This is a genomic window from Ensifer sp. GW821-FHT05G01, from assembly GCF_059419585.1.
The window spans coordinates 20109-32340 of the sequence record NZ_JBWKSC010000015.1; the positions used below are offsets into that span (position 1 = coordinate 20109).

Sequence of the window (12232 nt, forward strand, 5' to 3'; positions counted from 1 at the left end):
GGTGAAGGGTGCCGTGGAACCAAGAGTGGAGAAGGGGTCGCGATCGGGCGATACCGATGCGTATCAGACCTTACCGAGGAGTCTCAAAATCTTGATCCGAGAGCCGAGTGACGCTGCGAAAGATACTCGGCGACGACCCGGCATGATCGTGGAAGAAGCGTGAAAAATGCGCCGGCACGGAAAAGCCGAGTTGGTCGCCGATCGCGGCGAAGCTCTCCGTCCCGTCGGCGACGGCCGCAACCGCCCGTTCGAGCCGCTGCACGTTGAGGAAGACGCGCGGCGTCACCCCCATCGAGGTTTCGAATAGCCGGAAGAAATGTGCCCTTGAGAGGCCGACATCGATCGCCAGCCGGTCGAGGTCGGAGATCTCGCCCGGTGCCGCCTTCATGCGCTCGACGGCCTTGCGGATGCGGAAGTCGAGCATGGGGCGCGATGTGAGGTCGCGAATCGAATTCGGCACCGCGCGCCAGTCGGCGAAACGCTCGATGACGGCAATCATCAGTTCGCCGAGAAGCACCTCGTGGACTTCGGTGCTGTTCGGCTCCTGCACCATGGCCTCCGCAAGCGTGCGCGTGCGCGAACGGATGTCGGGGGTGATCGAGCCCACATTGCAGGCGAAGAAGTCGGGCGCGTGGCTCGTCGCCCAGTTCGGCCGGAAATGACCGAGCCATTGCGGTTCGATATAGAGCGCGAGGATCACCGTCTTCGGACGCGTCTGGTCGTGCGCATAGGCATGCGGTTCCCACGTGTTGATGAGAACGGCGCTTTCGTCGGTGAGGGGCACGAGCCGATCGCGCACCGAAAACTGCGTATCGGCCCCCTCGACCTTCAGCAGGACATGGCAATGCGGGTGCGCGTGCCGCACCAGGGGCCGATCCATATCCAGCAGCGCCACCCTCCCAAAGCGGCCACGTGCGATGCGCAGAGCATTCGACATCGCTTAAATATTGTCCATTTCGTAGAAACCGCAAGCCCGGCAGTGTTTAAGCCCTCAGGGCAGATGCCGGTCCGATCTCTTCAGGCCGACGAGGCTGAGCTTGCGCAGAACTTCATGTGGCGCAGGCATGCGCCACACGGTTTGAAAGCACTCCACGACATTGCGTGCCGTCACGGCAAGGCCTGGAAGGGCGACCCAGGCCGGGGCGAGGCGACCGAGCAGGGCGGTGACGGTGATGGAAGCTGCGGTTTCGCCCTGGCGGAACGGCTGTTGGGCCGCAATGGCCATAAGCGGTTCGTTGGCCGCAAGGCCGATTGCGGCCTCCTGGCCAAGATCCACCGTCGTCATCGGAATCTTGCGTCCCATTGTTTCGAGAACCCGGGCGGCAGTCATTGCCGGCGTGTCCCAGACGACAAAGAGGCCGGCAAGTTCGGGATGGGCTTCGGCAAGCGTCCGCGTGGTTGCTGCGACCGCCGACAGCGCCGGAAAACGCTGTACGCGGAGCGAAACGTCCGGGCGGTTGACCTGCATCCATTTCACGAACGCGATCTCGCGTTCATTGGTCGCGAAGAAATCGGCGTCATAGCCGAGCACGCCGACCTCGGCACCCTCGCGCAGATGCGGCGACAATCCTTCGGCCGCGATCTTTCCGAGCCCGAAATTGTCCGCCGAGACAAGCGAGATATAGTCCTTGCCCGGAAGCAGGCCGGTCGGCACGTTGTCGAGCAGGACGAGCTTGATGCCGGCCGCTGAAACGCGCGCATGCGGTGCCGCGACTTTCGAGTTGGCGACGGGCAGCGATATGATCGCATCCGGCGCCTCGAGAGTCAGGCGCTCCAGTGCTTCGATCTGCGCCTCCGGGTTGAAGGCGCAATCGACCACATCGATGACCGCGACCCCGCAATTGCCGAGCGTGCCGACGATGCCCGAAAGCTGCTGCTTGGCCCAGTCGCTCTCAAGCGTGTGCAGCACGATCGCGACGCGGAAGCCGCTTGCCCGCGCCCGCTCCATGTCCTCGGGCAGCAGCAGAACCCGTTCGGGAGCCGACGCGCGCTCGCCGTGAGGGCCAAGACCAGTAATCGCCATTCAATCCTCCTCACATGTCCGGTGGCCGGACAATGTCTCCCTCGATGACTTTCCGCTGGGCGATCTCGTTTTGCATCTGCTGGAAAAGAGGATGCGCCTGGGGTTGGCCCGACATGATCCAGTCTCGCAGCATGGGTGCTGCGAACAGACCTTCGGTCGCGACGATGGCGGCCCCGACAAGCCCCGACGAACTGCCCATCTGGGAGCGGATGATCTGCAGATCGCGGCTGACGAGCGGATGGCAGGCGCCGTAAATTGCCTCCCGCGCGGAGGCGAGAAGAATGTCATTGGTTTGGGCGATCGAGCCGCACAGGACGATGAGCGCCGGGTTCAGCATGTTGGCGAGCGTCGCGACCACCTGGCCGATCAGCCGGCCACTCTGCGAAAGAATCTCGATTGCCGCTGCATCGCCCATCTGGGCGGCCTGCGCGACTTCCAGCGCCGTGATGTCGCCGCCGCGCCGCACAAGCTCGGCGAGGACCGGGCTCGCTCCGTTCTGCGCCGCAAGCCTGCCGTCCTGGGCGATGTGGTCCGATCCCGCCATCGCTTCGAGCGTGCCGGTCCTGTCGCCAATCGTCACCGGTACGGAACCGATGAGGCCGACGGTACCCTGCGCGCCGCGAAACAGCGTCCCGTCGCTTGCCAGCCCGGCGCCGATGCGTTTGCCGACCTTGACCAGCAGCATCGTGCGTTGATTGCGTCCGGCGCCGGCGTGGAGTTCGCCCATCGTCATCGTTTCGACGCTGGAGCGGAGCCAGACTGGAGCATTGAAGGCGGCCACCAGTGTCTCGACCAGCGGAAAGCTCTCCCAACCCGGGAGGACACCCGGCGTGGCACGCTGGAAGAGCGCCTCGCCACCGTCGGACACGGCGCCGGGAACGGAGATGGAAATGCCGTAAAGCTGAGGATTTGACTGCCGCTCGAGAATCCAGCGGAAGAGCGTCACCAGCCGTTCGGCTAGGGCGGAGACCGGCTGGGTGAGTTCGGTCGCCTCGTGATGTTCCATGAGCAGCGAGCCGGCAAGATCGGCAATGCCGACGCCGAGTGCGGTCTGATCGAGCGTGGCGACGAGAATGCGTCCGCGATCCGCCGAAAACCGCACAAGGCGCGGCGCTCGGCCACCGGTGGCGGTGCCGAGCTCGCTTTCATCGACGAGGCCGAGTTCGCAGAGCGTTCCGAGCCGATCCGCGACGACGGCGCGCCCAAGCTCGCTGTACCGCTCGATTTCCTGGCGGGTGGTGGCCTGTTCAGTGCGGACAAGGTTGAGGATGTCGACGAGGCTGGGTGCAGCGGTTTCTGAAACGCGCGGACGGCCTTTGCGCCGCGGATGCCCATCAGTTTGTACGCTCGCCGTCGTCGGCATGGTTCTTCCTTCCTGGCAGCTTCGCCTTCCTTGCTTTGATAAAGCCGCTCGTTTCGACTGGCAACCTCATACTTTTGTATTAAATCAGCAAAAGTTATAGCTGATATGCTTGTAAATATTTGACATCGATTTTTTCTCGACGTAAGACTGTCTGCAACGACGGTCACTGGGAGGAGGCGCTGATGTCGAATTTCAAGCTCGCTTATCATGCGAATTGCTGGGGCAGCCTTGGCGGGGATGCGGTCGGCGTCACGTCGATCACCAATCTCGCCTATCGGACGTTTGGCGACATGCGCCGTGCCTTTGCCGACATTGCGGCGGCGGGCTACGAGGGGGTCGAGCTTTTCGACGGCAACCTTCTCGATTTCAGCATCGAGGACATGCGTTCCCTGCTCGCCGACAACGGTCTTGCGCTCGTTGCGACCTATGCCGGCGGCAATTTCATCTTCGACGATATCCTGCCGGAGGAGCTTGCCCGGGTCGTTCGTGCTGCCGATCGCGCCGCCCAACTCGGCGCGCCGCATCTCGTCGTCGGTGGCGGTGCGAAGCGCTTCGATGGCATCCGCGAGGCGGATTATCACAAGCTCGCCGCAGCGCTTGACCGGGTGAAGGAGATCGCCGAAGCGCGAGGCCTTACCGCCCACTACCACCCGCATCTTTCGACGATTGTCGAGGGACCGGCGGAAGTGCGCAAGATTTTTGCACTCACCGGTATCGATTTCTGCCCGGACACGGCCCATCTCGCGGCTGCCGGCGGCGATCCGGCGGCGCTTGTCCGCGAGCATGCGGCGCGCATCTCCTATGTGCATCTGAAGGGCTTCCAGAAAGAGCCCTTCGCCTTCACGCCGATCGACCGTGGCGACGTGCCAACGGACGGGATCATCGCGGCCCTTCGGGAGACCGGCTTTGCCGGCTGGGTCTGTACTGAACTCGATTCCTGGCCTGATCCGCTTGAGGGAGCAAAGGCGAGCATGGCCTATCTTAAATCGGCCTGACGGCCGCGACCGGGGCGGGAGCCCCACTTTCGGGAGGAGAAAGTGATGATGAAAAGACGAACTCTGTTGGGCACCGCCGCCGTTTTGGCGCTCGCTCTTGGTTATGCCGCACCGGCCTCGGCCGATCCGGACACCGCGCTGGCGGAGCTTCAGAAGACGGTTCTTTCCAAGGGACCTTCAGGCGAGGATCCGTCGCCGGCCGCCGATGTGACGCTGACCGATGAGGAGCTGGCGAAGATCAAGGCGATGAACGCGACGGCGGCGATCGTCATGCATTACGGCGGCAACGACTGGTCGCGCGCCCAGATCAACGGCCTGCAAACACAGTTCGCCGCCATGGGCATCAAGGTCCTTGCTGTGACCGACGCCGGATTCAAGCCGGAAAAGCAGGTCTCCGACATCGAGACGATCATGGCGCAGAAGCCGAGCATAATCGTTTCGATCCCGACCGACCCGACAGCGACCGCCGGGGCCTACAGGGCGGCGGCGGAGGCTGGCACCAAGCTCGTTTTCATGGATAACGTGCCGACCGGTTTTGTTTCCGGCAAGGACTACGTGTCAGTCGTGTCGGCAGACAACTACGGCAATGGCGTCGCTGCGGCACATCTTATGGCGAAGGCGCTGAACGCGGAGGGCGATATCGGACTGGTCTTCCATGCTGCCGACTTCTTCGTGACCAAGCAGCGCTACGATGGCTTCAAGGCAACGATCGCGTCCGACTACCCCAATATCAAGATCGTGGCCGAGCAGGGCATCGGCGGACCGGACTTCTCGGGTGACGCGGAAAAGGCGGCGTCCGCGATCCTCACCTCCAACCCGAACATCAAGGGCATCTGGGCGGTCTGGGATGTTCCGGCCGAAGGCGTGATCTCCGCAGCGCGAGTTGCCGGCCGCGACGATCTCGCCATCACCACGATCGACCTCGGCGAGAACGTAGCGATCTCGATGGCCCAGGGCGGTTTCGTCAAGGGGCTCGGCGCGCAGCGGCCCTACGACGCCGGTGTGGTCGAAGCCAAGCTTGCCGGTTATGCGCTGCTCGGTAAACAAGCGCCCGCATTCGTCGCGCTGCCGGCTCTACCGGTGACGCGGGAGACGCTGCTCGACGGCTGGAAGGCGGTTTATTCCACCGAGGCCACGGACAACATCAAGTCAAGCCTCGGACAGTGACCGACCAGGCACGGGGCGACCACCGTGCCCCGTGCCGAATGACATGATCCGGCTCCGGCCGGCAGATGGAACGCGGCTCGCTGCAGCCGACCTCTTTCAGGAGAAAACTGATGACCAAAGTGATGAACGTCGCCATGATCGGCGGCGGCTTCATGGGCAAGGCGCATGCCATGGCCTATGCCTCCATGCCGATGTTCTTCTGGCCCGCACCGGCCATTCCCCACCGTAAGGTCGTCGTCGACGTGACAGACGGTATGGCGGAGGAAGCGCGCCGGCGCTACGGCTTCGAGGAGGCGTCCTCGGACTGGCGGGCCGTCGTTAATCGACCGGATATCGATGTCGTCGATATCTGCACGCCGAACAACGTGCATGCCGAAATTGCCATCGAGGCGGCGAAGGCCGGAAAGCACATCATCTGCGAGAAGCCGCTCGCCCGCACCGTCGAGGAAGCTAGGGCGATGCTCGACGCGGTGAAGGCCGCGGGCGTCATCCACATGGTCGCCTTCAACTATCGCCGCACGCCGGCCGTGGCGCTCGCCAGGAAATATATTGAAGAAGGCCGCATCGGCCGGATCCTGAATTTCCGCGGCACCTATCTGCAGGACTGGTCGGCAGACCCGGATTCACCACTCTCCTGGCGCTTCCAGAAGAAGATCGCCGGGTCCGGTTCGGTCGGCGACATCGCCACGCATGTGGTTGATCTTGCGCACTATCTCGTCGGCCCGATCGCCGAGGTAAATGCCCTAACCACGACCTACAACAAGACGCGGCCCCTCCAGCAAGGAGGCGTCGACAAGCTTGGCGCCGCGGAGAAAGCGAAGGATGCCGAACGCGGTGAGGTGGATGTCGACGACGAGGTCGTCTCGATGCTGAAATTCGAGGGCGGTGCGATCGGAAGCCTGGAAGCGACCCGCAACGCCTATGGCCGCAACAACTTCATCACACTGGAAATCCACGGCACCAAGGGCTCGATCCACTTCAACTACGAGCGCCGCGACGAGCTGCAGGTGATGTTTGCCGACGATCCGGCAGATGCGCGCGGCTTCCGCACTGTCTATACCGGCCCGGCGCACCCCTATGGCGATGGCCTCTGGCCGATCCCCGGTCTCGGCATCGGTTATTCGGAGACGAAGATCGTCGAGTGCTACGATTTCTTCTCGGCCATCGCGAAGAACCGGCAGCCGAGCCCTAACTTCGAAGATGGTTTTTTGACCGAACTCGTCGCCGACGCCCTTATCCGCTCCGGTGAGACGGGCCAATGGGAGAAGGTGGGATGACTGTTAGCGCCACTGCCGTCCGCATGACCGGCATTTCCAAGGCTTTCGGGGGGGTACGCGCGCTCGACGGCGTATCCTTGGAGGTCCTGCCCGGTGAGGTCCATGCGTTGCTTGGCGGCAATGGCGCCGGCAAGTCGACGATCCTCAAGGTGCTGAACGGGGTGCATCGCCCCGACCAGGGCGCAATCGAGGTCGGCGGCTTGCCCCTGACGACGCATACGCCGGAGGCGTCGCGCGCGGCCGGCATCGCGATGAACTACCAGGAAATGAGCCTGGTCCCGACGTTGACGGTCGCGCAGAACATCTTCCTGACACGCGAATGGCGCGACGGCACGGGGTTTATCGACGACCGGGAAGCCGAGCGGCGCGCGGCGGACATTTTCGCGCTGCTCGACGTCTTCGTCGATCCGAAGGCCGTGGTCGGCGATCTCGGCGCCGGCCAGAAACAGTTGACTGAGATCGCCAAGGCGATCTCGCAGGATGCCAAGGTGCTGGTTTTGGACGAACCATCGACGGCGCTTGCCGTTTCCGATGTCGAGCGGCTCTTCATCTTCCTGCGCAAGCTGAAGGCGAAGGGGGTGGCGATCATATATGTCAGCCACCGCATGGACGAGATCGCCCGCATCGCCGACCGCGCGACGATCCTGCGCGACGGTCGCCACGTCATCACTGCGCCGCTGAGTGAATTGCCAATCGACACGATGATCGAGCATATCGTCGGCCGGCGCTCGAAAGGGCTGTCGGACGTCGAGCGCGGCGAGGCCGTCAAGGGCGAAGTGCTGCTGGAACTCGCGAATGTCAGCGGCCTTCACAAGCCGGAGAACATTTCCCTGACGCTGCATCGCGGCGAAATCCTGGGGCTCGCGGGACTGCTCGGCTCGGGCCGTTCGTCGCTTGCGCGGGTGATCGCCGGCATCGACCCGGCGGTCAAGGGCGAGATATACATCAAGGGCCGCGCCGTCGCGATCCGTAAGCCGGGCGACGCGATTGCCGCGGGTGTCGCGCTGGTGCCGGAAGCGCGTGCCACGCAGGGCATAATCCCCGCCCATTCGGTTGCCTCCAACATGATACTCGCTGTCATCGATCGGCTTTCCACGGGCGGCCTCGTTGATGCGAAGGCGGCAAACGACCTGACCGACGCGCAAATCGAGCGCCTGCGCGTGAAAACGGCGAGCCGCGACCACGCCGTCTCGACGCTTTCGGGCGGCAACCAGCAGAAGGTGGTTATAGGTAAGTGGCTCGCCACCAATCCGGACATCCTCATCCTCGACGAGCCGACGGCAGGCATCGATATCGGTTCGAAGTCCGAGATCATCCGTCTGGTTCGCGAGCTTGCCGCCGCCGGCAAGGGCATCATCATGATCTCATCCGAACTCTCCGAGCTTTTGACCGCCTGCGATCGCATTCTCGTCATGTCCGAGGGACGCGTGCACCAGGATCTGGCGCGCGAGGCGCTGGAAGACCCGTCTGTGCCCGCCGATGACCTTGCCCACCGTCTCCAGGCGGCCGAACAGCGGCTGCAAATCGAAATCCAGAAAGCCCTTGCGGTTCAAGAGGTATCCAATGGCTAACGCCTTCTTCGCCAACTGGCGCCAGAACATCATCTATATCGGCTTCGTCGCAGTCTTCCTCGTCTTCGCGGTGACTTTGGCCGACAAGGGGTTTCTCAATCCCAACAACCTGCTCAACATCGTGCGGCAGACGGCGATGATCGCCGTCATGGCGATCGCCATGACCTTCGTTCTGTCGGCCGGTGAGATCGACCTTTCGGTCGGCGCGGTCGCGGGCCTTTCGACCGTCACCGTGGCCATGGCAATCGCCGCAGGCGGGCCGATCGTCGGCGTCGGGGCCGGCATCGCCACGGGTCTTGCGGTCGGCATGTTCAACGGATGGCTGACCACCCGCATTGGCATTCCCTCATTCCTCACCACGCTTGCCATGATGGGTATCGCCAAGGGCGTCGCCATGTGGATATCCGCGACGGCGGCGGTACCGATCCTGTCGCCCGGCTATTCCTGGCTCTTCGGCGGTGGCAATCTCGGGCCGGTGCCGGTGTTGCTCTTCTGGATGGCGGTGCTCGGCGGCATCGGCCATATCGCGCTGCGGCGCTCGGGCTTCGGCCGGCGGGTCCTGGCGACCGGCGGCGGCGAGACGGCGGCGCACTATTCCGGCATCGACACGAAGGCAATCAAGTTCAAGGTGCTGGTCATCTCGTCGCTCGCGGCAGCGCTCGCCGGCATGCTCTATGCGGGGCGTCTACAATCCGGCCGCTTCCAGCTTGGCGAGGGCGACGAACTCTCGGTCATCGCGGCTGCGGTGCTCGGTGGCACGAGCCTCTTCGGCGGCAAGGGAACGGTGATCGGCACCATCGTCGGCGCCCTGATGATCGGCCTCATCAACAACGGTCTCATTCTGATGGGGCTCGAATTCAGCCAGCAACTGATCGCCCGCGGCGGCATCATCATTCTTGCCGTCGCGCTCAGCCAGAAGCGGAGCTGATGCCATGATCGTTTCGCTCATTGCAACGCTGACAGCCCGACCGGAAACGCGAGAAGAGCTTTTCCGCCTTCTCGTCGATCAGGTCGGGCCTACCCGGGCTGAAAATGGCTGCATAGACTACAACCTTCACGTCGATGCCATGGATCCCCACGTCTTCGTGTTCTACGAGAATTGGAAGAGCCAGGCGGATCTCGACGCGCACATGGAAATGCAGCACCTGAAGCCGCTGCTGAGCCAGATCGACCGCTTGCTGGCAAAACCGATCGACATATGGCGGCTGCGGCCGGCGGAGCCCACGGGCAACGGGTGATCGGACTGCGCCTGACGAGGACGGCTATCAGCGCTGCCGGCGAAACGGCTTGGTCGGTCCCCATTCGACTAATCTCCGACACAGGCGCTCATCGATTGTCTTGCGATGCGTCGATAGCCCTCCGCAAGCTGTCGTCGGGTATAGGGTTTTGCAAGTGGCCGGAAACGGTACTGCGCGCCCGCGACCATCGCCTGCATGGGGCGAGGATCGGCCGCAGGGCTTTGCGGCATTGCGACATCGGACGCCTGTCGATGGATTTCGACGGCGTCAGTCAGCCGCTGACCGCACTCGAAGGAAGGATACTGCAGGTCCTTTTCAACAGTGTGGGAGAAGACTGCTCAAAGTCGTGCATTGCACGCCAGGCGCTCTTTCGTGAACACGACCTGCGCGACAAGACGATCGACGTCTACATCAAAAGGCTGCGTTACATCAAAAGGCTGCGCGGCAAGCTTGCGGAACTCGATGCCGCGAGCGGTGAGGTCATCAAGACGATCCGCGGCGTGGGCTATCGCCTGAGCGAAATCCAACAACGGTGAGAGTAGAAGAGCCATATGCCTGAGTGTGATGACCGTCATGTGCTTTCCGTGGAATCGTTCGGACCCGAAGGCCCACTGCCGGACGAAGCGGCTCGCCTCAAACGTCTAAGAGAACTGTCCGTTGTTTCGTCCGGCCCGGATCCGGTGCTCGATGCACTGGTCGATGCCGCCTGCCTCGCGGCCAATACACCGATCGGTTCCATCACTTTGCTGGATGGCGAACGCCAATGGTTCAAGTCAAAGCGGGGCATGGAAGGGGATGGGTGCTACAGAGCGGACGCCTTCTGCGACCACACGATCCGGTCGTCGAGGCCTTTCGTGGTGCCGGATGCCGCTCGCGATTTCCGCTTTGCCGAAAACCCTTTCGTTACCGGAAGCGACAGGATCCGTTTCTATGCCGGCGTGCCGCTGGAGATCGAACCGGGGCTTCGGCTCGGCTCGCTCTGCGTTCTCGATCGGGTGCCGCGACGTCTAGGCGCCGACGTGCGCGGTTTGCTGGATCGGCTGGCGCGTTGCGCCGTGGAACGTCTCCTGCAATCCGAAGACCGCTATTTGTTATCTCGGATCGACTCTGGCCGGCTGGGTCGCGCAAATGCCGACAAGGCGGCGCTGGCGCTTGCCGAAGAAGCGCTCCTGCAGGGTTGTTTTCTGCTCCACTACCAGCCGAAGATAGCGCTCGATACGGGAAGGCGCATTGGTTTTGAGGCTCTGCTGAGGCTAAAGAAGCCCGATGGATCGATAGTCGGTCCTACGGCATTTTCCGCGGCCTTCGACGAGCCGATATTATCCAGACGTATTGGCAGCCATGTTCTGCGGTGCGCCGTCGCTCAAGCCAAGGCGTGGGCGACGGCCGGTGTCGATTTCGGCCACATTGCGATCAACGTTTCGTCGTCACAGTTTATCGGGTTGCCCGGCAGCCCTTGCCTTGTGGATGAAATCATTGGCGCAACCCGCTCAGCGGGACTGTCGCCTGGTCATATCCAGATCGAGGTCACGGAAGGGGTCATGCTGTCGGAGCAGGGTGGCGATATCGGCACACAGCTTGAGGCGCTGCGTACGGCCGGCTTTATCGTGGCTTTCGACGATTTCGGTACCGGCTTTGCTTCACTCGTGCATCTGAAGGAATTTTCCTATGACCAGATCAAGATCGACGGTTCCTTCGTACGTGCGATGACCGGCTCGAGCGCCGATCATGCCATTGTGAAGGCCATCATCGATATGGCGAAGGCACTGGGAAAGCAGGTCGTCGCCGAGGGGGTTGAAACGGTGGCTGAACTCCACGCACTACGAGAGCTTGGCTGTAACTATGGCCAAGGGTTCCTTTTCGGCCGGCCCACGAGCGCATCTGATTTACGAGTTTTGCCCGATTAATGGACCGCCGATGTTGAGACGGCGCGATATGCGGTCGATGCGGGGTTGGTGGATATGGTCGGTATGACGCGGGCTAACATGGCCGATCCGCAGATCGTCAACAAGCTGCGATCGGGCAGCGAGGAGCAGATCCGTCCCTGCGTCGGGGCTTCGCACTGTCTCTATCGCCCGGTGCATTGCATCCACAGTCCGCCAACAGTTCGAGAGACCCGGTTGCCGCAGGTGATCGAGCGTTCGCCGCAGGCGGCGGGTCTGGCGGCGGCGGAAGTGCTGGCCGAGCGGGGGCATCGGGTCGCCCTGCGGGAGGCTACCGATCGGCTTGGCACTCGTTCTGGCCGTGAAAGCCCGGCTTCATCGCGACCGGACGCCACCCAGCGCCCTCGGTTACCGCGGAAATCGCGGCGGCTGGCAAGGCAGTGACGTTCGTTACGGGCGATCCCTCCATCGCGCCGGAAATGGAGCATCGTTTGAGCATTACCTACCGGAAAGCGCTCGCCGAACATGGTGTGCGGGTTCTGCTGGAGCACGAACTGGTTTCGGTGAGCGCGCACGAGGGCGGCGCGAGGTAGTGTTGCGTCATTTGCTGACTGACCGGGAACCACGCGAAATCCAAGCGCAGGTCATTGTCGAGCATGGGGCGATGCCAGTGAACGACGTCTTCGACGAATAGCGGCCGCTCTCGGTGAATGCT

General features: G+C 62.9%; 13 protein-coding genes. 10 read left to right on the forward strand and 3 right to left on the reverse strand.

Annotation, left to right across the window (positions count from 1 at the left end):
• Positions 1 to 70: 70 nt before the first annotated feature.
• Genes AC07UR_RS28805 through AC07UR_RS28815 form a run of 3 tightly spaced genes read right to left on the reverse strand, consistent with a single transcriptional unit; the run spans position 71 to position 3386 of the window.
• Positions 71 to 937, reverse strand: coding sequence for a helix-turn-helix transcriptional regulator (locus tag AC07UR_RS28805; protein ID WP_173422315.1), 867 nt, complete (start codon positions 935 to 937; stop codon positions 71 to 73).
• Between the two features lie 54 nt (positions 938 to 991).
• A complete protein-coding gene (locus AC07UR_RS28810) occupies positions 992 to 2023 on the reverse strand; it encodes a substrate-binding domain-containing protein (RefSeq protein ID WP_209792203.1) in 1032 nt (343 codons plus the stop codon).
• Between the two features lie 10 nt (positions 2024 to 2033).
• On the reverse strand, positions 2034 to 3386 hold the full coding sequence (locus tag AC07UR_RS28815; RefSeq protein ID WP_209792201.1) for an ROK family protein: 1353 nt from the start codon (positions 3384 to 3386) through the stop codon (positions 2034 to 2036).
• A 182-nt stretch (positions 3387 to 3568) separates the two neighbouring features.
• Between AC07UR_RS28815 and AC07UR_RS28820 the strand changes: the two genes are divergently transcribed.
• The 10 genes from AC07UR_RS28820 to AC07UR_RS28865 all read left to right on the forward strand — a co-directional run bounded on the left by AC07UR_RS28820 (position 3569) and on the right by AC07UR_RS28865 (position 12110).
• Positions 3569 to 4381, forward strand: a complete 813-nt coding sequence (locus AC07UR_RS28820; RefSeq protein WP_173422312.1) for a sugar phosphate isomerase/epimerase family protein — start codon at positions 3569 to 3571, stop codon at positions 4379 to 4381.
• A gap of 48 nt (positions 4382 to 4429) precedes the next feature.
• A complete protein-coding gene (locus AC07UR_RS28825) occupies positions 4430 to 5548 on the forward strand; it encodes a substrate-binding domain-containing protein (RefSeq protein WP_412728405.1) in 1119 nt (372 codons plus the stop codon).
• 110 nt (positions 5549 to 5658) lie between these two features.
• Positions 5659 to 6825 (forward strand): levoglucosan dehydrogenase, encoded by a 1167-nt coding sequence (locus tag AC07UR_RS28830; protein ID WP_209792198.1) that lies wholly within the window; start codon positions 5659 to 5661, stop codon positions 6823 to 6825.
• Positions 6822 to 8396: a sugar ABC transporter ATP-binding protein gene (locus AC07UR_RS28835; RefSeq protein ID WP_173422309.1), complete on the forward strand. Its 1575-nt coding sequence runs from the start codon at positions 6822 to 6824 to the stop codon at positions 8394 to 8396. The genes AC07UR_RS28830 and AC07UR_RS28835 overlap by 4 nt, the downstream gene beginning before the upstream one ends.
• Positions 8389 to 9324, forward strand: coding sequence for an ABC transporter permease (locus AC07UR_RS28840; protein WP_077967017.1), 936 nt, complete (start codon positions 8389 to 8391; stop codon positions 9322 to 9324). Before AC07UR_RS28835 ends, AC07UR_RS28840 begins: the two co-directional genes overlap by 8 nt.
• A gap of 4 nt (positions 9325 to 9328) precedes the next feature.
• Complete coding sequence (locus AC07UR_RS28845; RefSeq protein WP_209792190.1) at positions 9329 to 9634, forward strand: putative quinol monooxygenase; 306 nt, start codon at positions 9329 to 9331, stop codon at positions 9632 to 9634.
• Complete coding sequence (locus tag AC07UR_RS28850; RefSeq protein ID WP_209792188.1) at positions 9595 to 10170, forward strand: winged helix-turn-helix domain-containing protein; 576 nt, start codon at positions 9595 to 9597, stop codon at positions 10168 to 10170. The genes AC07UR_RS28845 and AC07UR_RS28850 overlap by 40 nt, the downstream gene beginning before the upstream one ends.
• Before the next feature lie 144 nt (positions 10171 to 10314).
• Positions 10315 to 11541, forward strand: a complete 1227-nt coding sequence (locus tag AC07UR_RS28855; RefSeq protein WP_209792186.1) for a sensor domain-containing phosphodiesterase — start codon at positions 10315 to 10317, stop codon at positions 11539 to 11541.
• Between the two features lie 63 nt (positions 11542 to 11604).
• The gene (locus tag AC07UR_RS28860; protein ID WP_234902780.1) at positions 11605 to 11961 is read left to right on the forward strand and encodes an FAD-dependent oxidoreductase; all 357 of its coding nucleotides are present in this window, start codon (positions 11605 to 11607) and stop codon (positions 11959 to 11961) included.
• Positions 11958 to 12110 (forward strand): hypothetical protein, encoded by a 153-nt coding sequence (locus AC07UR_RS28865; protein ID WP_291159301.1) that lies wholly within the window; start codon positions 11958 to 11960, stop codon positions 12108 to 12110. The genes AC07UR_RS28860 and AC07UR_RS28865 overlap by 4 nt, the downstream gene beginning before the upstream one ends.
• Positions 12111 to 12232: the final 122 nt, after the last annotated feature.

Excerpts from the sequence above, each read along its gene's own strand:
- AC07UR_RS28805 (WP_173422315.1), bottom strand. The coding sequence starts at position 937 with ATGTCGAATGCTCTGCGCATCGCACGTGGCCGCTTTGGGAGGGTGGCG.
- AC07UR_RS28810 (WP_209792203.1), bottom strand. The coding sequence starts at position 2,023 with ATGGCGATTACTGGTCTTGGCCCTCACGGCGAGCGCGCGTCGGCTCCC.
- AC07UR_RS28815 (WP_209792201.1), bottom strand. The coding sequence starts at position 3,386 with ATGCCGACGACGGCGAGCGTACAAACTGATGGGCATCCGCGGCGCAAA.
- AC07UR_RS28820 (WP_173422312.1), top strand. The coding sequence starts at position 3,569 with ATGTCGAATTTCAAGCTCGCTTATCATGCGAATTGCTGGGGCAGCCTT.
- AC07UR_RS28825 (WP_412728405.1), top strand. The coding sequence starts at position 4,430 with ATGAAAAGACGAACTCTGTTGGGCACCGCCGCCGTTTTGGCGCTCGCT.
- AC07UR_RS28830 (WP_209792198.1), top strand. The coding sequence starts at position 5,659 with ATGACCAAAGTGATGAACGTCGCCATGATCGGCGGCGGCTTCATGGGC.
- AC07UR_RS28835 (WP_173422309.1), top strand. The coding sequence starts at position 6,822 with ATGACTGTTAGCGCCACTGCCGTCCGCATGACCGGCATTTCCAAGGCT.
- AC07UR_RS28840 (WP_077967017.1), top strand. The coding sequence starts at position 8,389 with ATGGCTAACGCCTTCTTCGCCAACTGGCGCCAGAACATCATCTATATC.
- AC07UR_RS28845 (WP_209792190.1), top strand. The coding sequence starts at position 9,329 with ATGATCGTTTCGCTCATTGCAACGCTGACAGCCCGACCGGAAACGCGA.
- AC07UR_RS28850 (WP_209792188.1), top strand. The coding sequence starts at position 9,595 with ATGGCGGCTGCGGCCGGCGGAGCCCACGGGCAACGGGTGATCGGACTG.
- AC07UR_RS28860 (WP_234902780.1), top strand. The coding sequence starts at position 11,605 with ATGACGCGGGCTAACATGGCCGATCCGCAGATCGTCAACAAGCTGCGA.